The sequence below is a fragment of the Microbacterium suwonense genome (assembly GCF_030296555.1).
GTDB lineage: Bacteria > Actinomycetota > Actinomycetes > Actinomycetales > Microbacteriaceae > Microbacterium > Microbacterium suwonense.
Genome location: NZ_AP027728.1, coordinates 692209 through 711912, shown reverse-complemented (window position 1 = coordinate 711912; position 19704 = coordinate 692209). Strand labels below are relative to the sequence as shown.

Sequence of the window (19704 nt, the reverse complement as noted above, 5' to 3'; positions counted from 1 at the left end):
GCACATCCAGCGTTCCGTGAAGCCGGATCGGTAGGATCGGAACGTGCCGCTCCTGCCTCTCGCCACCGATCCCGCCGCCCCTGCGGACACCTGGGCGTCGATTCTGCACACGCTCACGGTGATCGGCGAGAAGGCGCTCTGGGTCGCGATCATCGCCGCGTCGGCGTTCGTGCTGGGGCTGCTGCTGCGGCTGGTCATCCGCCGGATCGTGCGGCGCATCGTCGCCACCGCCAAGTCGAAGGCCAACGTCGACGACACCCAGGCCCTGGAGCGCTCGCCGCTCGCCGACATGCGCCTGGTGCAGCGCACCAGAACGCTCGGCTCGATACTGCAGAACATCATCAACGTCATGCTCGTGGTGGTGGCGCTGCTGCTCATCGTCTGGGTGCTCTCCCCCGCGCTGCTGAGCTCGCTGACCCTGCTCACCGCTGCGATCGGCGCGGGCCTCGGCTTCGGTGCGCAGAACATCGTCAAGGACGTGCTGAACGGCCTGTTCCTGGTGGCCGAGGATCAGATCGGCATCGGCGACGTGGTCGACCTCGGCCTTGCCTCGGGAGTGGTCGAGCACGTCAGCGTGCGCATCACGCAGGTGCGCGACGTGAACGGCACGCTCTGGTACGTGCGCAACGGCGAGGTGACCCGCATCGGCAACATGTCTCAGGGCTGGGCGCGCGCGATCATCGATGTCGGCGTGGCACCGGACTCCGACCTCGACCTGGTCGAGGAGACCATGCTCGAGACCGCCGAGAGCCTCGCCAAGGACCCGAAGTGGCGCACCCGCATCATCGAGAAGCCCGAGCTGTGGGGCCTGCGTACGATCGACGGCGACGCGCTCGTGGTGCGCGTGGTCATGAAGACGAGAGCGCTCGCGATGGACGACGTGTCTCAGGAGCTGCGCAGGCGTCTGCGCGATGCCATGCTCACCAGGGACATCGTGACTCCGCAGCTGGCATCGGTGAACCTCACCGGCTTCGAGGGTGCACGTCGGGTGCGCGGCGCCAACCCGCCCAAGACCCGCCCGAACCCGGTCACCGGTGTGCCGCCGGTCGCCGAGCGCGGCGTCTGGCGACGCAAGAAATCCGACGGCGAAGAAGGCGGCGCGAGATGACGTTCTACGACGAGGTCGGCGGCCATGAGACGTTTCGGCGGCTCGTCGAGGTCTTCTACCAGGAGGTGGCCCTCGACCCGGTGCTCAAGCCGATGTACCCGGAGGAAGACCTCGGGCCGGCGGCGGATCGCCTGACGATGTTCCTGGAGCAGTACTGGGGCGGACCGACCACCTACAGTGAGCGTCGCGGACATCCCCGGCTGCGGATGCGGCACGTGGCCTTCCACGTCAACCCGGATGCCAGGGACCGCTGGCTGACGCACATGCGCACCGCTCTGGACGATGTTCAGCTCTCGCCGATGCACGATGCGACCTTCTGGGACTACCTTCAGCGCGCGGCCCATTCCCTGGTCAATACCTTCGAGCCCTCCCCTGGCGTCGGTCCCGCCCAGCAGCACCGCCCCGACCTCGGACTCACTTCATAGCAGCACCGCACCCACCACCTCGTCGACGAAGGAGTCGCCATGGCAGTCCGTACCGCACAGACCGACGTGCTCATCATCGGCTGGGGCCTATCCGGCCTCGTCGCCGCCTGCGAAGCCATGGACGCCGGCCGCAGCGTGACGATCATCGATCAGGAGCCCCGCTCCAACCTCGGCGGTCAGGCCTGGTGGTCCTTCGGCGGCCTGTTCCTGATCGACTCCCCGGAGCAGCGCCGGATGGGCATCCGCGACTCCCTCGAACTGGCCACGCAGGACTGGTTCGGCAACGCCGGCTTCGACCGTCCGGAGGATGAATGGCCGCGCCGCTGGGCGCGGGCCTACCTTGACTTCGCTGCGGGCGAGAAGCGCGCCTGGCTGCGCCAGCGCGGCGTCGGCTTCTTCCCCGTGGTGGGCTGGGCGGAGCGCGGCGGCAGCGGCGCGATCGGGCCGGGCAACTCGGTGCCGCGATTCCACATCACCTGGGGCACCGGCCCCGGGATCGTCGCGCCGTTCGCCGCCGCGGTGGAGGCCGGTGCGGCGGACGGCCGGGTGCGCATACTTCCGCGCCATCGGGTCACGGAACTGCTCGTCGACGCCGGAGCGGTGACAGGTGCGCGCGGAGACGTGCTGGCCGACAGCAGCGCGCCCCGCGGGGTCAGCTCGTCACGCGATGTCGCAGGCGACTTCGAGATCACTGCGGAGGCCACGATCGTGGCCTCCGGGGGCATCGGCGGCAACCACGACCTCGTCCGTGCGGCATGGCCCGAGCGTCTGGGCACTCCCCCGCAGCACATGCTCACCGGCGTGCCGGCGTACGTCGACGGCTCCATGCACGGGGTGTCCGAAGCAGCCGGCGCACGGCTGATCAACGGCGACCGCATGTGGCACTACGTCGAGGGCATCGCCAACTGGGATCCGGTCTGGCCGCAGCATGGCATCCGTATCTTGCCCGGCCCGTCGTCGCTGTGGCTGGACGCCACGGGCCGGCGCCTGCCGGTGCCGCTGTACCCGGGGTTCGACACGCTCGGCACGCTCGCGCATCTGCGCACGACAGGTCACGATCACTCCTGGTTCATCACCTCGCTGAAGATCGTCGAGAAGGAGTTCGCGCTCTCGGGCAGCGAGCAGAACCCCGATCTGACGGGCAAGGACGTCGGTCTGCTGCTGAAGTCGCGCCTGGCGAAGGGGCCGACCGGTCCGGTGCAGTCGTTCCTGGACGAGGGAGCGGATTTCATCGTCGAGAACGATCTGGAGACCCTGCTCGGCCAGATGCAGCGGATGCCGGGCGGTGAGGCGCTCAACGTCGATCAGGCGCGCCAGGAGGTCCTGGCCCGCGACCGCGAGATCGGCAACGACTTCACCAAGGATGCGCAGATCTCGATGCTGCGGTCGATGCGCTCCTATCGGGGCGACAAGCTGATCCGCACCGCTCCTCCGCACCGACTGCAGGATCCCGCCGCTGGGCCGATGATCGCGGTGAAGCTGCACGTGCTCACCCGCAAGTCTCTCGGCGGAATCCAGACCGATCTCGACGGGCGGGCTCTGGGTGCCGACGGTCAGCCCGTTCCCGGGCTGTACGCGGCCGGCGAGGCGAGCGGTTTCGGTGGAGGAGGCGTGCACGGCTATCGCGCGCTGGAGGGAACGTTCCTCGGCGGATGCCTGTTCTCCGGCCGGCAGGCGGGTCGCGCCGCGGCACGCTGAGCTGTTGCCGTGCGCCGGGCCCGCTTCAGCCGGCGGAGGGGCCGGTCTGCCGCACCGCGGTGAGTCCTCGCACGGCCGGCCCCCGGCTGAGCACGTGCCCGCGGGAGAAGGCCAGGCGCGTCCACCGGCCGGACTCGGTGACACGCACCTGCTCGGCGGCGATGACCTGCCCGGCGGGTCCGGCCGAACCGAGGAAGCCGAACGCATGAGCGGCGAACGCCACCCCGCGTGGCAGGCCTTGCAGGTCTTCGTCCGCCTCGCCCCAGATTCGCGCGCGCAGGGCGCGGACGGCATCCTCTCCGGCACCGTCCGGGCTGCCGTGCGCGACGGCGGAGATGCCCCACTGCGCGCGGTCGGCGACGATCGTGGCGGGCAGCACGCCCACCTGCTGCCAGCCGCCGCGTGGAGGTGCCACTCCGGCCCAGGCAGGGGCGCGTGCGGTGTCGGGCAGCAGCAGCTCGGCGGGCACGTCGCCGGCGGTGAGCTCATCCACGACGAGATCGCAGCTCAGCTCGGGGTCGGCGCGCACGATCCGCATCGCGAGGATGGTGGGGGTCTGATCGAACAGGCTCTGCGGTGCGAGAGCGGCGGAGGTGAGCACGAGCACTCCGTCGGATGCCTGGATGCGCACCCCGTCGGCGCCGGCCTGTGCGGCGCGTCCCGAGAAGGTCAGCACGTCGCGCGCGGTCTCCGCGTCGGCGAGAACGAGTGGTCTGGTCATCTCTTCTAAACTAGCCCTGTGAACGCCGACGAGAACGCCAGCCGATCGATCCGCAACCTGCTGGAGGTGCTCGACCTCGACGCCTCGGAGGCGCGCACCACCGAGGACATCTTCACCGGCGTCTCGCATTCGATGCCCACCGGGCGCGTGTACGGCGGCCAGGTACTCGCCCAGTCGCTGGTCGCCGCGGAGCGCACACTGCCCGAGGACCGTGTCGTGCACTCCATGCACGGCTACTTCCTGCGGCCGGGAGACGCCTCCCAGGGGATCACCTTCGCCGTCGATCGCATCCATGACGGCCGGTCGTTCTCCACCCGCCGCTCGCAGGCGTATCAGGGCGGTGTGCCGATCTTCTCGATGATCTCCTCGTTCCAAGACGAGGATCCGGGGCTGGAGCACGCCGAGCCGATCCCCGAGGGCCTCCCGGATCCGGAGTCGCTGCCTTCCGACGACGAGCTGATCGGCACCCTGCATCCGGTCACCGGGCGTCTGCTCGCCGAGCGCCCGGCTGACATCCGACACATCACCGGTCCGCTGTTCGTCGAGGTCGCCGGAGAGCGCGTGCCCCGACAGGCCGTGTGGATGCGGATGCGCGCACCACTGCCCGACTCCCCACGGCTGCACAGAGCCGCCCTCGCCTATCTCAGCGACATGACCATCCAGGAGTCGATCCTGCGCCGGCACGGCATCACCTGGCAGACGCCGGGTCTGAAGGTGGCCAGCCTCGACCATGCGATGTGGTGGCACCGCTTCGGGCGCGTGGACGAGTGGATGCTGTACGTGCAGCAGTCCCCCAACGCTCGCGGAGGACGGGGACTCGCACAGGGCCGGATCTACAGCCGCGACGGCGCGCTGCTGGCGACGGTGGCGCAGGAGATCATGGTGCGCGTTCCCTCGGCTTGACCACCTCGGCCCGTCGCTGCGGCCACTGCGGTCGGCCCCGGGGTCAGCGCCGCCGGTACTCCAGTGGCTCGCCGATCAGCGGCTCCCAGGCTGCGCGCATCTCAGGTGTCAGCCGCACAGGATTCCCTGACGCGGCATCGACCAGCACGACGACCGTGGTCGCGCGCGCATAGAGCGCGTGCTGCTCGACCGCCGGGTCGCTGCGCACCTCGTAGCAGACCTCGATGCTCGAGCCCCCGAGCTTGCCGAACCACATCTGGATGTCCAGCGGATGCCGCTGATACGGCACCGGTGCAAGGTACTCGATCTCCTGACGGGCGATCAGCGTCAGCATCCCGAACGACACACCGGAGTCGAGCACAGCGGTGGGCGGCGCAGACTCCCCCGGTGCCGGCTTCCAGAACGCGCGGACGCGCGCCTCTTCGAGCAGCTTGAGCATCGCGGTGTTGTTGACGTGGTTGAAGGCATCTAGGTCACCCCATCGCAGCTGGATGGGGATGTGCAGACGCCCGTCCTCGCCGATGTGCTCGAGGGGCTCGGCAGCTCCGCTCGTCTGCACTAGTCGCGGGTCAGCTTGCGGTGAGTCGTGCGGTGCGGACGCGCCGCATCCGGCCCCAGCCGCTCAATCTTGTTCTTCTCATACGCCTCGAAGTTGCCCTCGAACCAGTGCCACTGCGAGGGGTTCTCATCGGTGCCCTCGTAGGCGAGGATGTGCGTGGCGATGCGGTCGAGGAACCACCGGTCGTGCGTGATGACCACAGCGCAGCCGGGGAACTCCAGCAGCGCGTTCTCGAGCGAGCTGAGGGTCTCGACGTCGAGGTCGTTGGTCGGTTCGTCGAGCAGCAGCAGGTTGCCGCCCTCCTTGAGCGTGAGCGCGAGGTTGAGGCGGTTGCGCTCACCGCCGGAGAGCACGCCGGCCTTCTTCTGCTGGTCGGGGCCCTTGAAACCGAACTTCGACACGTAGGCGCGCGAGGGAATCTCGGTCTTGCCGACGGTGATGAAGTCGAGGCCGTCCGACACGACCTCCCACAGCGTCTTGTTCGGGTCGATGTTCGCTCGCGTCTGATCGACGTAGCTGATCTTGACCGTCTCGCCGATCTTCAGATCGCCCCCGTCCAGGGGCTCGAGCCCCACGATGGTCTTGAACAGGGTGGTCTTTCCCACGCCGTTCGGGCCGATGACCCCGACGATGCCGTTCGGCGGCAGGCTGAAGCTCAGCCCATCGATCAGCATCCGGTCGCCGAAGCCCTTCTGCAGCTTCTTCGCCTCGATCACGATCGATCCCAGGCGCGGGCCGGCCGGGATCTGGATCTCTTCGAAGTCGAGCTTCCTGGTGCGCTCTGCCTCGGCAGCCATCTCCTCGTAGCGTGCCAGGCGCGCCTTCGACTTGGTCTGCCGGCCCTTGGCGCTGGAGCGTACCCACTCCAGCTCGTCCTTGAGCCGCTTGGCGAGCTTGGCGTCCTTCTTGCCCTGGATGTCCAGGCGCGCCGCCTTCTGCTCCAGATAGGTCGAGTAGTTTCCCTCGTACCCGAGCAGCCGGCCACGGTCGACCTCGGCGATCCACTCGGCGACGTGGTCGAGGAAGTACCGGTCGTGCGTGACGGCGATGACGGCACCCTTGTACTCCTTGAGGTGCTGCTCGAGCCAGAGCACGCTCTCGGCGTCGAGGTGGTTGGTGGGCTCGTCGAGCAGCAGCAGATCGGGCTTCTGCAGCAGCAGCTTCGCCAGCGCCACACGGCGCCTCTCACCGCCCGAGAGCGGGCCGATCTCGGCATCCGCTGGTGGGGTGCGCAGGGCATCCATGGCCTGCTCGAGCTGCGAGTCCAGGTCCCAGCCATCGGCCGCGTCGATCTCCTCCTGCAGCACGCCCATCTCGGCGAGCAGGGTGTCGAAATCGGCGTCGGGGTCGGCCATCAGCGCCGAGATCTCGTTGAAGCGATCGACCTTGGCCTTGATGGCGACGCCATCCTGAATGTTCTCGATGACGGTCTTGGACTCGTCGAGCTCCGGCTCCTGCATGAGGATGCCCACGGAGTAGCCGGGGCTGAGCCTGGCTTCGCCGTTCGACGGCGTGTCCAGACCTGCCATGATCTTCAAGATCGTGGACTTTCCCGCACCGTTCGGACCAACCATGCCGATCTTCGCCCCGGGCAGGAACGCCATGGTGACGTCATCGAGGATGAGCTTGTCACCCACCGCCTTGCGGGCTCGCACCATGGAATAGATGTACTCGGCCACGAAGCAGTTCTCCTTCAGTCAGCGGGCGTACGGCGGCTCCGGGGAGCCGACACACCAGCCTACCCGCCTTCTGCGCCGCTCTCAGCGCGGCCGGCCGGCACGCTCCGGTCGCCCCCTCACCAATCGATCGCGCGCGTCTCCCCCACCAGGCAGCGCCCCTCGGCCAACTGCGGCATGACCTCGGTGACGGGGTCTCCCGTCGAGGGGCCCACCTGGCCGATCAGGCACTCCTCGTCACCCCAGGCGACCGAGAACTGGATGCTCTCCGCCGCCCTGCCCACGGTCGTCAGATCGGAGGTGACCTGCATCCGCTCCTTCACGAATCCGGCGTCGACGAGTGCATCGATGTAGGCGCGGCCGTGGCCGCGATCATCGGATGCGTGCACCCGCCGCGTCACCGCGGTGAACAGCGGCAGATTGTCGGCCGCTGTGCCGTCGGGATCGAGAGTGGGTGCGGCGCTCGGCTCGGGGGATGCCGTCGGCTCCGCGGCGACGGAGGTGTCCACCGGCGCGGGAGGCTTCTGCTCGGATGGCCCGGTGCAGGAGGCCAGCAGCACGGTGCAAGCGAGGATGCCGCAGACCAGTCCGTACGCGCGGATACGGGAGACGAACACGGAGACGGAGACGGAGGACCCTCGAGGCACGCTCAGCAGTCTAAGCGCAGCCGTGGAGTGATCTCCGCCCCCGCCCGGAACCACCCGCTCACGCGTATGAGAGCTCCTCGTTCGCAGTGGCGTCCTCGGTCCCGGATGCGTCGCCTTCCGGGAAGGCGCCTCCATCGACATCCGTCTCGGTCACCCCTTGCAGTCCGCCGGTGTCCCAGGCGTCCTTCTCCTCGGCGGTCGGCTCGTCGAGAGTCGGATCCGCGCCATCCAACTCGTCGGTGCTGTTCGCCGACCTGGCAGACGGGGCCTCCGCATTCGTCGTGCGGGGTCGGCGCACGAACGCGCTCGTGCCCCAGTTCAGGTCGTGCCCGATCGCGTCGGCGACGATCTCGACGTCGACGCCCTTCTTGCCGTTGGCCTCCCACTCCCTGACTTTGAGCCGGCCCGAGACGATGACCGCATGGCCGCGCTGCAGCGATGCCTTGGCGTGCTCTGCCAGCCTGCCGTAGGCGGCGACGGCGTACCAATTAGTGCCGCTATCGACCCACGCTCCGGTGCGCTGATCGAAGTAGCCGGACGACGATCCGACCCGGAAGTTCACGACCGGCTTGCCGCTGCGCGTCTCGTTCCTGATCGGGTCGTTTCCGATGTTCCCCGCGATCGTCACGGTGTCGTTGGTGATGCTCATATGGTGCTCCTCTGTTGCCGGGACCAGCCCGGGTCAGTACAGCCTGCACAGCCGCTCCCCCACAGGAGTCGCTGTTTCCCACGATCGGTGGAGAACTCGTCGTTCTTCGGCGATGTGCAGGAGGAGTGCCGGTGCAGCTCCGTGAGACCTCCCCGCGAGGATTTCGGCGGGCCGTTCCCGGCGCTGTCGGAGGTCCGGCTTACGGTATGGGCATGACCTCGTCGACACCGCTTCCCGCTTGGCTCACCCGTGTGGGTGTGTTCGATCTCGAGACCACCGGGGTCGACGTAGGCACCGACCGGATCGTCACCGCGCATGTCGGCGTGCTCAATCGGCACGGGCGCGAGATCGCAGCACGCGATTGGCTGGCCGATCCCGGCGTCCCGATCCCGGACGGCGCCACAGCCGTGCACGGCGTCAGCACCGAGCACGCCCGCACTCACGGCCGGCCCGCCGCCGAAGTGGTCGCAGAGGTGAGTCGAGCGCTCTCAACCCTGCTCAGCCAGGGTATGCCGATCGTGGCATACAACGCGTCCTATGACTTCTCACTGCTCGCACACGAGGCGGCACGCCATGGTGTGCCGCCCCTCATCAACCCTCAGCCGGTGATCGATCCGCTCGTCATCGACAAGGCCTATGACCGCTACCGTCCCGGTAAGCGGACGCTGAGCGTGGTTGCCGAACACTATGCAGTGCCCCTCGACGATGCGCATGAAGCGTCGGCGGATGCCGTGGCGGCGGGTCGAGTGGCACTGGCGCTCGCGAAGCAGTTCGCTCTGCCGCCCACGGCGGCCGAACTGCACACGCAGCAGATCGGCTGGGCTCGGGATCAGGCCGAGAGCCTGACGGAGTACTTCGTCAAGGTCGGACGGCTCGAACCGGCGCAGAGACTGGACGGCAGCTGGCCCATCCGGGGCTGACCGCTTACGGTTGAGGCATGGGCGTGCCTTTCGACACCATCCTCGGGTGGGGCGTCGTCGCGCTGCTGATCATGACGCCACTCACCCTCGGCGGCATCGGGCTCGTGATGCTCTACTCGTCGAAGCCACTCGAGCAGAAGTACGTCGCCGGCGGCGGGCTTGCAGGGGGCTACGCCAGCGGACTGGAGGCGGTGTTCTCGCCGACCGCCCACGAGGCAGGGATCGAACTCGACCGCATGACCAAGCGCACGGCACCCGCGCCCATCGCGGGCGATCCGCCTTGGGCCATAGACGGGGATCACATCCGCATCGACGTCTGAGCCAATGACCCGAGGGCGCCCGCACATGACGCCCGCACACGACGAAGGCCCCGCCGAAGCGGGGCCTTCGAGGAAGCTGCTTACTTCGAGCCGCCGAAGCCCTTGAAGCGCTGGTTGAACTTCTCGACGCGACCGGCCGAGTCCATGATGCGCTGCTTGCCCGTGTAGAACGGGTGCGAGGCCGAGGAGATCTCGACGTCGATCACGGGGTACTCCACGCCGTCCAGCTCAATGGTCTTGTCGCTGGTGACGGTCGAACGGGTGAGGAAAGTCTCTCCCGAGCCGAGGTCACGGAAAACGACCGCCTGGTAGTCGGGGTGGATGTCAGTCTTCATGGGATTCCTTACGTGGTGCCCTGGATTGTGCCAGGAACAGGGAAGTCTGCGGTGCGAACGCACCGAGGGTCTACTCTAGCAGATCAGGCTGCGCGCGCTGCGTAACGGCCGCTGTCCGCCGTGAGCTCGATCGGCATCCCGAATGCCTCGGTGAGCGCCTCGGCCGTGAGGGTCTGCGCGATCGGACCGGCGGCGATCGCCCTGCCTTCACGCAGCAGCAGCACATGCGTGAAGCCGACCGGGATCTCTTCGACGTGGTGCGTCACCATCACCATCGCCGGAGTGGTGGGCGAGGCGGCGTAGCCGCTGAGCAGCTGCAGCAGCTCCTCGCGCGAGCCCAGATCCAGGCTCGCGGTCGGCTCGTCCAGCAGCAGCAGCTCCGGATCGGTCATCACGGCGCGGGCGATCTGCACGCGCTTCTGCTCACCGTCGCTGAGCGTTCCGAACAGGCGTTCGGAGAGGTGCTCGAGCTTCCAGTCCGCGAGGACGCGGCGTGCGCGACGCTCATCGATCCCCTCGTAGTCCTCGTTCCAGCGCCCCAGCACCGAATACGCCGCTGTCATCACGGTGTTCAGCACGGTCTCGTCTCGCGGGATGCGGCGGGCCATCGCCGAGGAGGCGAAGCCGATGCGCGGGCGGATCTCGAAGACGTCTGTGCGCCCCAGCGTCTCCCCCAGGATCGTGACGGTGCCCGATGTGGGGTGCATCAGCGTGTCGGCGAGCTGAAGCAGGGTGGTCTTGCCCGCACCGTTCGGTCCGAGCACGACCCAGCGCTGCTCGTCGGAGACCTGCCAGGTGACGTGATCGACGATGTCGCGTCCGTCACGGCGCACGACGACATCGGAGAATTCCAGGGCGCTCGACATGGCACCCAGCCTATCGGCTACGCGGTGAGCTCCTCGTAGAGCGCGCGCGTGGTGTCGGCGATCGCCGCCCAGCTGAAATCCCTGCGAGCGCGCTCGCGTCCCGCCGCCCCGTACTCGGCAGCGCGCGCGGGATCGCCGGTCACCTCGGTGAGCCCCGCGGCCAGGTCGGCGACGAACTGCTCGGGGTCGACCGGTGTCCCCGTGCCGTCCTGCAGCTGGTCGATGGGCACGATCCGTCCGGTCACGCCATCGTCGACGACCTCGGGGATGCCGCCGGTGCGCGTGCCCACCACGGCCGCACCGCAGGCCATCGCTTCAAGGTTGACGATGCCGAGCGGCTCGTACACCGACGGGCACACGAAGGTGGTTGCAGCGGTGAGAATGGCCGAGAGCTCGTCGCGCGGCAGCATCCGCTCGATCCAGATGACGCCCTGCCTCGTCTGCTGCAGCAGACGCACGAGCTCCTGCACCTCCGCCATGATCTCGGGCGTATCGGGTGCGCCGGCGCACAGCACCAACTGTACGTCGGGGGTAGCAGCTGCGCCGCCCGCAGCAGATAGGGCAGCCCCTTCTGCCGGGTGATCCGGCCGACGAAGACCACCGAGGGTCGCGCCGGATCCATGCCGATGCTCTGCAGGAACTCCGGGTTCTGCACCGGTCGCCACCGCTCCACGTCGATGCCGTTGTGGATCACGCGCACCCGCTCGGGATCCACTTGGGGATAGCTGCGCAGGATGTCATGACGCATCCCGGCGCTGACGGCGACGATCGCGGCCGCGTTCTCGTAGGCGAGTCGCTCGATGCCGCTGGAGACCGCGTACCCACCGCCGAGCTGCTCGGCCTTCCACGGCCGCAGCGGCTCCAGGCTGTGCGCGGTGAGCACATGCGGAATGCCGTGCAGCTGCGACGCGAGATGGCCTGTGAAGTTCGCGTACCAGGTGTGACTGTGCACGACATCCGCTCCCGCAATGTCGCTCACCATCGCGAGATCCGTTCCGAGCGTCTGCACGGCGGGGTTGGCATCCACCAGTTCGGCCGGCGTGCGATAGGAATGCGTGCCCGTCTCGTCACGGTCGGCACCGAACGCACGCACCTGTACGTCGATGCTCTGCCGGAGCGCAGCGACGAGTTCCGCGACGTGCACGCCCGCACCACCGTAGATCTCCGGCGGGTACTCCTTGGTGATGATGTCGACTCGCATGACTGCACGGTAGTACATCGGCCGCTGTGCGCTCTATTGTGGAGCCATGTCGGCACCTAAGAAGGTTTTCGGGATCATCCTCGCTGGCGGCGAGGGCAAGCGTCTGATGCCACTGACGGCGGACCGTGCGAAACCGGCCGTGCCGTTCGGCGGGCAGTACCGGCTGATCGACTTCGCCATCTCGAATCTCATCAACTCGGGGCTGAGGCAGGTCGTCGTACTCACGCAGTACAAGTCCCACAGCCTCGACCGGCACGTCTCGCAGAACTGGCGGATGTCGGCGCTGCTGGACTCGTACGTCGCCTCCGTCCCTGCCCAGCAGCGACTCGGCAAGCGCTGGTTCTCAGGATCGGCGGATGCCATCCTGCAGAGTCTGAATCTCATCAACGACGAGAAGCCGGACATCGTCGTCGTGATCGGCGCCGACCACGTGTACCGGATGGACTTCCAGCAGATGGTCGACGCACACATCGCCTCGGGCGCGGCGGCCACGGTCGCCGGGATCCGTCAGCCGCTCGCGCTGGCCTCGCAGTTCGGTGTGATCGACGTCGATCCGGATTCGGGTCGCATCCGGGACTTCCTCGAGAAGCCGGCCGATCCGACAGGGCTTGCCGACTCCCCCAACGAGGTGCTCGTCTCGATGGGCAACTACGTGTTCAACACCGATGCGCTCATCGCGGCGGTCGAGACCGACGGCGAGTCCGCCAGCTCCGGCCATGACATGGGCGGCGATATCATCCCGTACTTCGTGGGACGAGGCGAGGCCGGCTACTACGACATGAAGCAGAACGATGTGCCCGGCTCGTCGCCGCGCGATCGTTCCTACTGGCGCGACGTCGGAACCATCGACTCGTACTTCGACGCGCACATGGACCTGATCTCCACGCTGCCGATCTTCAATCTGTACAACACGGCGTGGCCGATCCGCACGCAGAGCGTGAACACGCCGCCGGCGAAGTTCGTGCGCGACGCGGTGGGACGCATCGGCAATGCGATCGACTCGATCGTCTCGGTCGGCTCGGTGCTCTCCGGCACGCACCTGGAACGGTCCGTCGTGGGCGTCGGGACCATCGCGTCCGGTGGCTCGACGATCACCGACTCGGTGGTGCTGGACGGCGTCGAGATCGGTCCGGGCGCCCGCGTGCACCGCGCCGTCCTCGACAAGAACGTCGTCCTCGAGGACGGCGCGACAGTGGGCGTCGACCGCGAGCGGGATCTGGAACGCGGCTACACGATCACCGATTCCGGCATCACTGTGGTCGGCAAGGGCATCCGCATCGCGCGCTGAGCCGAGGGTGCGCCCGTGTCCGTCATCGGCCCAGCCGCGGGGGCTGCGCCCGATACGCTCGTGGTGTGACCACTGCGCGCTTCCTCGTCGTCCTCGATGCCGATTCCACCCTGATCCGCAATGAGGTGATCGAGCTTCTCGCCGACGAGGCCGGGCGACGCGCCGAGGTGCAGGCGGCGACCGAAGCCGCGATGCGCGGTGAGGTGGACTTCGCCACCAGCCTTCGCTCTCGGGTCGCCGCGCTGAAGGGCGTGCCGACGGATGCCTTCGCCCGGGTGCTGTCGCGGATCGAGCCGACGCCGGGAGTGCGCGAGCTGACCTCCGCCGTGCGCGAGCGCGGCGGAGTGGTCGGAGTCGTCTCGGGTGGCTTCCACGAGATCCTCGATCACGTGGCACCGGACCTCGGGGTGGACCGCTGGCGTGCGAACCGGCTCGCCGTGCACGACGACGTACTGACCGGCGAGGTGGACGGGCCGATCGTCGACGCCCAGGCCAAGGCCGACTCGCTGCAGGAGTGGGCGGGCGAGTTGGACATCGACCTGCGCGCCACCATCGCAATCGGCGACGGCGCGAACGACCTGACGATGATGGCCGTCGCAGGACTCGGACTCGCGTTCAACGCCAAGCCGGCCGTCCGCGCCGCGGCATCGCTGGTGGTGGGACCTCAGGACCTCTCCGCGGTCATCCCGCTGCTGCCCTGAACGCGCCCCGCCGCGCCGCGACTCAGGTCAGCACTGCGCTGCGTGCCGGTCAGTGCCCCATACCGAGGCCGCCGTCGACGGGGATGACGGCACCGGAGATATACCCCGCATCGTCGCCTGCGAGCCAGACCACGGCGCCCGCCACTTCGTCCGGCGTGGCGAAGCGTCCGGCGGGGATGCTGGCCTTGTACTGCTTCTGAGTCTCCTCGGGCAGCTCGGCGGTCATGTCGGTCTCGATGAAACCGGGGGCGACCACGTTCGCCGTGATGCCGCGACCGCCGAGCTCACGGGTGAGTGACCGGGCGAAGCCGACCAGCGCGCTCTTGGACGCGGCATAGTTGGTCTGCCCGGCGGAACCGTACAGACCGACCACACTGGAGATGAGGATGACCCGCCCGAACCGCGCACGCAGCATTCCCTTGGAGGCGCGCTTGACCACACGGAAGGAGCCGCCGAGGTTGGTGGTCACGACGCTGTCGAAGTCCTCCTCACTCATCCGCATGAGCAGGGTGTCCTTGGTGATGCCGGCATTCGCGACGACGACCCCGACGGGACCGAGCTTCTGCTCCACCTCGGTGAAGGCGGCGTCCACAGCCAAGGCATCCGTCACATCCGCGCGCACCGTCAGGGTGCCCGCCGGTCCCTCACCGCTGCGCGCGGTCACGGCGACGCGATAGCCATCACGGACGAAGCGCTCGGCGATCGCGCGGCCGATGCCGCGGTTTCCACCGGTGACGAGGACGACGCGGTCGGTGCTCATGGGGGCTCCTGCCTGTGGGGATGAACGCAGGCCATCCTACCGAGGGTGCCGTTCCCTCTGCGCTCGGCGACAGAGCCATCCGCACGTGGGCCGCAAGGACGTCCGAGAGGTTCCGCCCGGCGTAGGCTGGAGGAACCGTGAAACACACCCGAAACGCGCCATCCGTCACCTCGCTGCCACTGTCACCGCAGGACGAGGCGAAGCGCCGCGTGCGTCATTACGCCGTGACGATGGGCATCCGCACGGTGTGCTTCATCCTGATGGCTCTGGTACAGCCGATCGGCTGGTGGACCTTCGTGTTCGCAGCGGGTGCGATCTTCCTGCCGTACATCGCCGTCGTCGCGGCGAATGCGGGCAGCGACAGCACACCGGTCGCCGTCGAATCGCCGGTGCTCGAGCTGGAACCCGACGCGCCGGCTCCGGATGCCGCTGCGGAGCAGCCGACCGTCATCACGATCCACGAGGACCGCGCCGCCGATCGGGGCGACGACGCGGGCGATGCGCCATGAGCGGACGGGTCGAATGCGCACGGGCGGAGTGCCGCGCCGCCGCCACGCACCACATCGTCTGGCGGAACCCGCGCATCCACAGTGCGGATCGACGCAAGATCTGGCCGGCCTGCGATGAGCACGTGGAGTTCCTGAGCAGCTACCTCCGAACACGGGACTTCCCCGTCGAGGTGATCGAAGGGCTTCCGGAGTGAGGCAGCGGCTGCTGCGATGGGGCGGCTATCTGCTGGTCGCGGCCCTGTTCGCCATCGCGTGCGCGTACCTGTCGAACTGGCAGTTCAGCCGCAACGACCAGCGCACCACGCAGATCGCGCTCGTCGAGCGGAACTACGATGCCGCGCCGATCCAGCTGGACGAGGCCGTGAATGGCGACGGGAGGTTGGACGCCACCGTCGAATGGCATCCGGTCCGTCTGCACGGCGAATACCTCGCCGACCAGCAGCTGCTCGCGCGCAACCGTCCGCACGGTGGGACCAGCGCCTTCGAGGTGCTCGTGCCGTTCCGCACAGATGACGGCCGGGTGCTGCTCGTCGACCGCGGCTGGGTGCCCCCAGGTGAGGGCGATGCCCCGGATGCCGTTCCGGCCGCCCCGTCGGGTGAGGTCACGGTCATCGTGCGCATGCGTCCGGGAGAGCAGCTGCCGAAGTCCGGTCGCGGCGCCCCCGAGGGGCAGGTGCCCACGATCAACCTCCCGACGGTTGCGGACAGGGTGAACGCCGAGCTGATCACCGGCGGCTACGGCCAGCTGGTGTCGGAGGAGCCCGCACCCGAGACCGTGCTGGGCGGCTTCGACAAACCCACCGAGGACCCGGGTCCGCATCTGTCGTACGCGATCCAGTGGATTCTGTTCGCGGTCATGGGTTTCGCCTTCATCGGGTACGCAATCCGCACCGAGATCGTCAAGGCGAAGGAGGATGCCGGAGAGCGCCCTCCGCGCGAGCCGCGCCGACGCCGCGACCGCGATGCCGACACCGAGGACGCCCTGCTCGACGCCGCACCGCGCTGATCCTCCGCGCGTTCTCGGAGATCTGCAGATCTTCGGAGCTTCGGTGGCGAACTCTCCGAAACTGTGCAGTTCTCCGAAGTGCGGCTTCCCTCCACAGTTGAGCTGTCCGCGGGTCTTATCCACAGGCCCTGGGAATTCGCACGATTCCGGTCGAGTCGAAGCGCATGCTGGCGGACATGAGTCCTTTGGAACGCGCCGAACGCGCAATGCTCATCACTCGGGCCTTGGGCGGTGTGGCGCGCGTACAGACGTTGCAGGCGAATCGCGCGAGTCGACATGACATCGGGCTGGCATTGAAGATGGGGTTGCTGCACCGGGTACGGAGAGGATGGGTCGCCGACACCAGCGCAGATCGGATGCTGGTGGACGCGGCCCGACACAGTGCCGTGCTCACGTGCATCACCCAGGCGAAGCGACTCGAACTGTGGGTCCATGACAGGGTACCCGGACGCCATTGGGGTGCGGATCCCCACGGTGCCGGTGGCCAGCCCGAGGACGTGCACATGCACTGGGCGAAGCCACTGATTCCCCGGCATCCGGATGCTCTGGAGGATCCGATCGAGAATGTGCTCGCGCTCGTCGCCGATTGCGAACCGCACGAGCGGGCGCTGGCCACATGGGAATCGGCCCTCAACAAGCGCCTGGTGAAGCGTGAGGTGCTGCAGAGGCTGCCCTTGAAGCGTGTGGCTCGCGATCTGCTGGCCGAGGCCGTCCCCTTCGCGGATGCCGGGTTGGAGACGTATCTGCGCACGCGGCTGCGGTGGCTGGGGCTGCCCCTGCGGTTCCAGATCTGGATCGCCGGCCATCGCACCGATCTGTTGATCGGGGACCGCCTGATCCTGCAGGCCGACGGCGCCACTCACACCGGCGCACAGCGCAATGAGGACAACCACCACGACGCCGAGCTGCAGCTGATGGGGTACCACGTCATCCGCGTCGGCTATCGGCAGATCATGGAGCAGTGGCATGTGGTGCAGGATCTGATCATGCGCGCCGTCGCACAGGGGTTGCACCTTCCAGCATGACCTCGCCGCTTCGGAGTTCTGCGTATCCTCGGAGCCCGATGGCGATGGCCTCCGAAATCGCGCAGTTCTCCGTCGCTGTGCTGCTCAGTCGCTGCGGCGGGCGATGAAAGACGTCTTCCCGTCGATGTAGGCGAGTCGGTCGTCCGGATGCCGAGTTGCGAGAGCGTGCTTGAGGGCAGCATAAGCATCACGATCCGCGGGGTTCGCGCGCAGGTGATCGCGGAACGCGAGATAGCGGTGCAGAGCCTCGGACTCCTCCTCGACGACGTGCACATTGACGAGGCGGATCATCGGCTCGAGCTCGTACCCGTACATGCGATCCGGACGGACGTCGTTCGCGTCCCCGCGGAGCAGCATCCCGAGGCCGGTGAGCCAGCCGTCCAGTGACCGCAGCTCCGCGCCGGCGCGCACGACGATCCCGATGTCCAGAATCGCCTTGGCGTCCAGACCGGGCACCGAGGTCGATCCGATGTGCTCGATCGCAACGACGGATGCCGGTGCGGTCGCCGCCAGCACGGCATGCACCCGAGCGAAGGCGCGGGCCCAGGCATCCGATGCCGCTGCGAGTTCGACCACCCCGCGACGCAACCCGAGGTCGCAGCCGGTGAAGGCGTCTGCGAGGTCCCGACGGTGGTCAGTCAATGGCATCTCCCCTGTTATTGAGTCGGATGTTGCTGAGGCACATCGGCGGAGATCTGCGCGCTTTCGGGCGGGCACCAGTGGAGTCTCCGAAAATCCTGCTGATCTCCGAGATTGTGCCGCACGGCGCGGCCCGCATTCAGGCCAGCTCGACGAGCTCCTGGTACTCCCTGCTCCAGATGTCCTCGACCCCGTCGGGCAGGATCAGCACCCGCTCAGGATTCAGCGACTCCACCGCGCCGGGATCGTGCGAGACGAGCACCACGGCGCCCTCGTAGTGCGCGAGCGCGTCCAGGATCTCCTCGCGCGACGCCGGGTCGAGGTTGTTCGTCGGCTCGTCCAGCAAAAGCATGTTGGCGGACGAGACCACCAGCGTCGCCAGCGACAGCCGGGTCTTCTCGCCACCGGAGAGCACGCCGGCGGGCTTGAGCACATCGTCACCGGTGAACAGGAACGAGCCCAGCACCTTGCGTGCCTCGGTCTCGGTGATGTCGGGCGCTGCCGACATCATGTTCGCCAGCACCGAGCGCTTCACGTCGAGGTTCTCGTGCTCCTGCGCGTAATAGCCCACCTTCAGCCCATGCCCGGGCTCGAGCTGCCCGGTGTCGGGCCTGTCCACTCCGGCGAGAATGCGCAGCAGGGTCGTCTTACCCGCGCCGTTCAGGCCCAGCACCACCACCTTCGAGCCGCGGTCGATCGCGAGGTCGACGTCGGTGAAGATCTCCAGCGAACCGTACGATTTCGACAGGCCGGATGCCATCAGCGGAGTCTTCCCGCACGGTGCGGGCTTGGGGAAGCGCAGCTTGGCCACCCGGTCGACCTGACGGACGTCCTCCAGCCCCGAGAGCAGCTTCTCGGCGCGTGCGACCATCTGGTGCGCGGCGGCCGCCTTCGACGCCTTGGCGCCGAACCGTGCGGCCTGCAGCTGCAGCTGGGTGGCCTTCTTCTCGGCGTTGGCGCGCTCCTTCTTGCGGCGCTCCTCGTCGGCCACCCGCTGGCGCAGGTAGTTCTTCCAGTTCATGTTGTAGATGTCGATCACCTGGCGGTTCGCATCCAGGTAGAACACCCGGTTGACCGTCTCGCCGACCAGCTCGACATCGTGGCTGATCACGATCAGCCCGCCCTTGTAGCCCTTCAGGAACTCACGCAGCCACACCACACTGTCGGCGTCGAGGTGGTTGGTGGGCTCGTCGAGGATCATGGTGCCGGCATCGGAGAACAGGATGCGCGCCAGTTCGATGCGGCGGCGCTGGCCGCCCGAGAGCGTCTTCAGCGGCTGGTCGAGGATGCGATCCGGCAACGACAGGTTGTTGGCGATGGATGCGGCCTCGGCCTCGGCGGCATAGCCGCCCAGCGATTCGAAGCGCTCGGTGAGGTTGGCGAACTTCCGCATCGCGCGCTCGGAGACCCTGGGGTCATCGGATGCCATGTCGTGCGACGCCTGCGACATGCCGATCTGGATGGTGCCGAGTCCTCGTGCGTCGAGGATGCGCGTGCGAGCCAGCATCTCGGGGTCTCCCGTGCGCGGGTCCTGCGGCAGATAGCCGAGATCTCCCGATGAGGTGACCTTGCCCTCGGAGGGGAGCACATCGCCGGCCAGCACCTTGGTCAGGGTCGTCTTGCCCGCTCCGTTGCGACCGACCAGTCCGATCTTGTCGCCGTCGGCGACGCGGAACGACACGTCCGCCATGAGTACGCGTGCGCCGACGCGGATCTCGAGGTCATGCACGGCGAGCACAGCAGTCATC

Annotated in this window: 22 protein-coding genes and 1 pseudogene; 12 read left to right on the top strand and 11 right to left on the bottom strand. The window is 68.0% G+C overall.

Annotated features, from left to right (window positions below; translation table 11 throughout):
* Window positions 1–43 precede the first annotated feature (43 nt).
* From QUE33_RS03610 to QUE33_RS03600, 3 genes are read left to right on the top strand one after another with little or no spacing between them, the layout of a single operon-like run.
* The gene (locus QUE33_RS03610; RefSeq protein WP_378760770.1) at window positions 44–1108 is read left to right on the top strand and encodes a mechanosensitive ion channel family protein; all 1065 of its coding nucleotides are present in this window, start codon (window positions 44–46) and stop codon (window positions 1106–1108) included.
* Window positions 1105–1533 carry a globin gene (locus QUE33_RS03605; RefSeq protein ID WP_286301983.1) on the top strand — a complete coding sequence of 143 codons (429 nt, stop codon included), beginning with the start codon at window positions 1105–1107 and terminating at the stop codon, window positions 1531–1533. The genes QUE33_RS03610 and QUE33_RS03605 overlap by 4 nt, the downstream gene beginning before the upstream one ends.
* A gap of 39 nt (window positions 1534–1572) precedes the next feature.
* Window positions 1573–3231 carry an FAD-binding dehydrogenase gene (locus QUE33_RS03600; protein WP_286301982.1) on the top strand — a complete coding sequence of 553 codons (1659 nt, stop codon included), beginning with the start codon at window positions 1573–1575 and terminating at the stop codon, window positions 3229–3231.
* Between the two features lie 25 nt (window positions 3232–3256).
* On the opposite strand, the gene QUE33_RS03595 is transcribed toward QUE33_RS03600, so the two are convergent.
* Window positions 3257–3952, bottom strand: coding sequence for a DUF8185 domain-containing protein (locus tag QUE33_RS03595; RefSeq protein ID WP_286301981.1), 696 nt, complete (start codon window positions 3950–3952; stop codon window positions 3257–3259).
* An 18-nt stretch (window positions 3953–3970) separates the two neighbouring features.
* Here QUE33_RS03595 and QUE33_RS03590 point away from each other — a divergent pair, with 18 nt between their 5' ends.
* Window positions 3971–4855, top strand: coding sequence for an acyl-CoA thioesterase (locus QUE33_RS03590; RefSeq protein WP_286301979.1), 885 nt, complete (start codon window positions 3971–3973; stop codon window positions 4853–4855).
* A 43-nt stretch (window positions 4856–4898) separates the two neighbouring features.
* On the opposite strand, the gene QUE33_RS03585 is transcribed toward QUE33_RS03590, so the two are convergent.
* From QUE33_RS03585 to QUE33_RS03570, 4 genes are all read right to left on the bottom strand, one after another.
* Window positions 4899–5414 carry an acyl-CoA thioesterase gene (locus tag QUE33_RS03585; RefSeq protein WP_286301977.1) on the bottom strand — a complete coding sequence of 172 codons (516 nt, stop codon included), beginning with the start codon at window positions 5412–5414 and terminating at the stop codon, window positions 4899–4901.
* On the bottom strand, window positions 5414–7093 hold the full coding sequence (gene ettA, locus QUE33_RS03580) for an energy-dependent translational throttle protein EttA (RefSeq protein WP_286301976.1): 1680 nt from the start codon (window positions 7091–7093) through the stop codon (window positions 5414–5416). Before ettA ends, QUE33_RS03585 begins: the two co-directional genes overlap by 1 nt.
* Before the next feature lie 116 nt (window positions 7094–7209).
* Complete coding sequence (locus tag QUE33_RS03575) at window positions 7210–7737, bottom strand: DUF6993 domain-containing protein (RefSeq protein WP_286301974.1); 528 nt, start codon at window positions 7735–7737, stop codon at window positions 7210–7212.
* 58 nt (window positions 7738–7795) lie between these two features.
* Window positions 7796–8386 (bottom strand): single-stranded DNA-binding protein, encoded by a 591-nt coding sequence (locus QUE33_RS03570; RefSeq protein WP_286301973.1) that lies wholly within the window; start codon window positions 8384–8386, stop codon window positions 7796–7798.
* 212 nt (window positions 8387–8598) lie between these two features.
* On the opposite strand from QUE33_RS03570, the gene QUE33_RS03565 reads away from it, so the two are divergent.
* Both QUE33_RS03565 and QUE33_RS03560 read left to right on the top strand, forming a co-directional pair.
* Window positions 8599–9306 (top strand): 3'-5' exonuclease, encoded by a 708-nt coding sequence (locus QUE33_RS03565; RefSeq protein ID WP_286301972.1) that lies wholly within the window; start codon window positions 8599–8601, stop codon window positions 9304–9306.
* 23 nt (window positions 9307–9329) lie between these two features.
* Window positions 9330–9626: a hypothetical protein gene (locus QUE33_RS03560; RefSeq protein ID WP_286301971.1), complete on the top strand. Its 297-nt coding sequence runs from the start codon at window positions 9330–9332 to the stop codon at window positions 9624–9626.
* A gap of 80 nt (window positions 9627–9706) precedes the next feature.
* Here the strand turns inward: QUE33_RS03560 and QUE33_RS03555 are convergent, their stop codons facing one another.
* The 3 genes and pseudogenes from QUE33_RS03555 to glgA all read right to left on the bottom strand — a co-directional run bounded on the left by QUE33_RS03555 (window position 9707) and on the right by glgA (window position 12028).
* On the bottom strand, window positions 9707–9961 hold the full coding sequence (locus tag QUE33_RS03555; protein WP_045258427.1) for a type B 50S ribosomal protein L31: 255 nt from the start codon (window positions 9959–9961) through the stop codon (window positions 9707–9709).
* An 83-nt stretch (window positions 9962–10044) separates the two neighbouring features.
* Window positions 10045–10827 carry an ABC transporter ATP-binding protein gene (locus QUE33_RS03550; RefSeq protein WP_286301970.1) on the bottom strand — a complete coding sequence of 261 codons (783 nt, stop codon included), beginning with the start codon at window positions 10825–10827 and terminating at the stop codon, window positions 10045–10047.
* A 17-nt stretch (window positions 10828–10844) separates the two neighbouring features.
* Window positions 10845–12028, bottom strand: a pseudogene (gene glgA, locus QUE33_RS03545) (glycogen synthase).
* A 46-nt stretch (window positions 12029–12074) separates the two neighbouring features.
* Here glgA and glgC point away from each other — a divergent pair.
* Window positions 12075–13316: a glucose-1-phosphate adenylyltransferase gene (gene glgC / locus QUE33_RS03540; protein ID WP_286301969.1), complete on the top strand. Its 1242-nt coding sequence runs from the start codon at window positions 12075–12077 to the stop codon at window positions 13314–13316.
* Window positions 13317–13381: 65 nt separating this feature from the next.
* Entirely contained in the window at window positions 13382–14017 is a 636-nt protein-coding gene (serB, locus tag QUE33_RS03535; protein ID WP_286301968.1) for a phosphoserine phosphatase SerB, read from the top strand.
* A gap of 49 nt (window positions 14018–14066) precedes the next feature.
* Here the strand turns inward: serB and QUE33_RS03530 are convergent, their stop codons facing one another.
* Window positions 14067–14777 (bottom strand): beta-ketoacyl-ACP reductase, encoded by a 711-nt coding sequence (locus QUE33_RS03530; RefSeq protein ID WP_286301967.1) that lies wholly within the window; start codon window positions 14775–14777, stop codon window positions 14067–14069.
* Window positions 14778–14914: 137 nt separating this feature from the next.
* Between QUE33_RS03530 and QUE33_RS03525 the strand changes: the two genes are divergently transcribed.
* The 4 genes from QUE33_RS03525 (at window position 14915) to QUE33_RS03510 (ending at window position 17317) form a co-directional block, all read left to right on the top strand.
* A complete protein-coding gene (locus QUE33_RS03525; protein ID WP_286301966.1) occupies window positions 14915–15286 on the top strand; it encodes a DUF3099 domain-containing protein in 372 nt (123 codons plus the stop codon).
* Entirely contained in the window at window positions 15283–15480 is a 198-nt protein-coding gene (locus tag QUE33_RS03520) for a hypothetical protein (protein ID WP_286301965.1), read from the top strand. Before QUE33_RS03525 ends, QUE33_RS03520 begins: the two co-directional genes overlap by 4 nt.
* Window positions 15477–16292, top strand: coding sequence for an SURF1 family cytochrome oxidase biogenesis protein (locus tag QUE33_RS03515; RefSeq protein ID WP_286301964.1), 816 nt, complete (start codon window positions 15477–15479; stop codon window positions 16290–16292). The genes QUE33_RS03520 and QUE33_RS03515 overlap by 4 nt, the downstream gene beginning before the upstream one ends.
* 176 nt (window positions 16293–16468) lie before the next feature.
* The gene (locus tag QUE33_RS03510; protein ID WP_286301963.1) at window positions 16469–17317 is read left to right on the top strand and encodes an endonuclease domain-containing protein; all 849 of its coding nucleotides are present in this window, start codon (window positions 16469–16471) and stop codon (window positions 17315–17317) included.
* 84 nt (window positions 17318–17401) lie between these two features.
* Here the strand turns inward: QUE33_RS03510 and QUE33_RS03505 are convergent, their stop codons facing one another.
* The gene (locus QUE33_RS03505) at window positions 17402–17965 is read right to left on the bottom strand and encodes a GrpB family protein (RefSeq protein ID WP_286301962.1); all 564 of its coding nucleotides are present in this window, start codon (window positions 17963–17965) and stop codon (window positions 17402–17404) included.
* A gap of 130 nt (window positions 17966–18095) precedes the next feature.
* Window positions 18096–19694 carry an ABC-F family ATP-binding cassette domain-containing protein gene (locus tag QUE33_RS03500; RefSeq protein ID WP_286303028.1) on the bottom strand — a complete coding sequence of 533 codons (1599 nt, stop codon included), beginning with the start codon at window positions 19692–19694 and terminating at the stop codon, window positions 18096–18098.
* Window positions 19695–19704 lie beyond the last annotated feature (10 nt).

What these genes read in the sequence shown, in the direction of transcription:
- QUE33_RS03570 (WP_286301973.1), bottom strand. Translation starts at nt 8,386, where the DNA reads ATGAGCATCACCAACGACACCGTGACGATCGCGGGGAACATCGGAAAC.
- QUE33_RS03605 (WP_286301983.1), top strand. Translation starts at nt 1,105, where the DNA reads ATGACGTTCTACGACGAGGTCGGCGGCCATGAGACGTTTCGGCGGCTC.
- QUE33_RS03505 (WP_286301962.1), bottom strand. Translation starts at nt 17,965, where the DNA reads ATGCCATTGACTGACCACCGTCGGGACCTCGCAGACGCCTTCACCGGC.
- QUE33_RS03520 (WP_286301965.1), top strand. Translation starts at nt 15,283, where the DNA reads ATGAGCGGACGGGTCGAATGCGCACGGGCGGAGTGCCGCGCCGCCGCC.
- QUE33_RS03530 (WP_286301967.1), bottom strand. Translation starts at nt 14,777, where the DNA reads ATGAGCACCGACCGCGTCGTCCTCGTCACCGGTGGAAACCGCGGCATC.
- QUE33_RS03510 (WP_286301963.1), top strand. Translation starts at nt 16,469, where the DNA reads ATGAGTCCTTTGGAACGCGCCGAACGCGCAATGCTCATCACTCGGGCC.
- QUE33_RS03600 (WP_286301982.1), top strand. Translation starts at nt 1,573, where the DNA reads ATGGCAGTCCGTACCGCACAGACCGACGTGCTCATCATCGGCTGGGGC.
- QUE33_RS03550 (WP_286301970.1), bottom strand. Translation starts at nt 10,827, where the DNA reads ATGTCGAGCGCCCTGGAATTCTCCGATGTCGTCGTGCGCCGTGACGGA.
- QUE33_RS03555 (WP_045258427.1), bottom strand. Translation starts at nt 9,961, where the DNA reads ATGAAGACTGACATCCACCCCGACTACCAGGCGGTCGTTTTCCGTGAC.
- glgC (WP_286301969.1), top strand. Translation starts at nt 12,075, where the DNA reads ATGTCGGCACCTAAGAAGGTTTTCGGGATCATCCTCGCTGGCGGCGAG.
- QUE33_RS03565 (WP_286301972.1), top strand. Translation starts at nt 8,599, where the DNA reads ATGACCTCGTCGACACCGCTTCCCGCTTGGCTCACCCGTGTGGGTGTG.
- QUE33_RS03595 (WP_286301981.1), bottom strand. Translation starts at nt 3,952, where the DNA reads ATGACCAGACCACTCGTTCTCGCCGACGCGGAGACCGCGCGCGACGTG.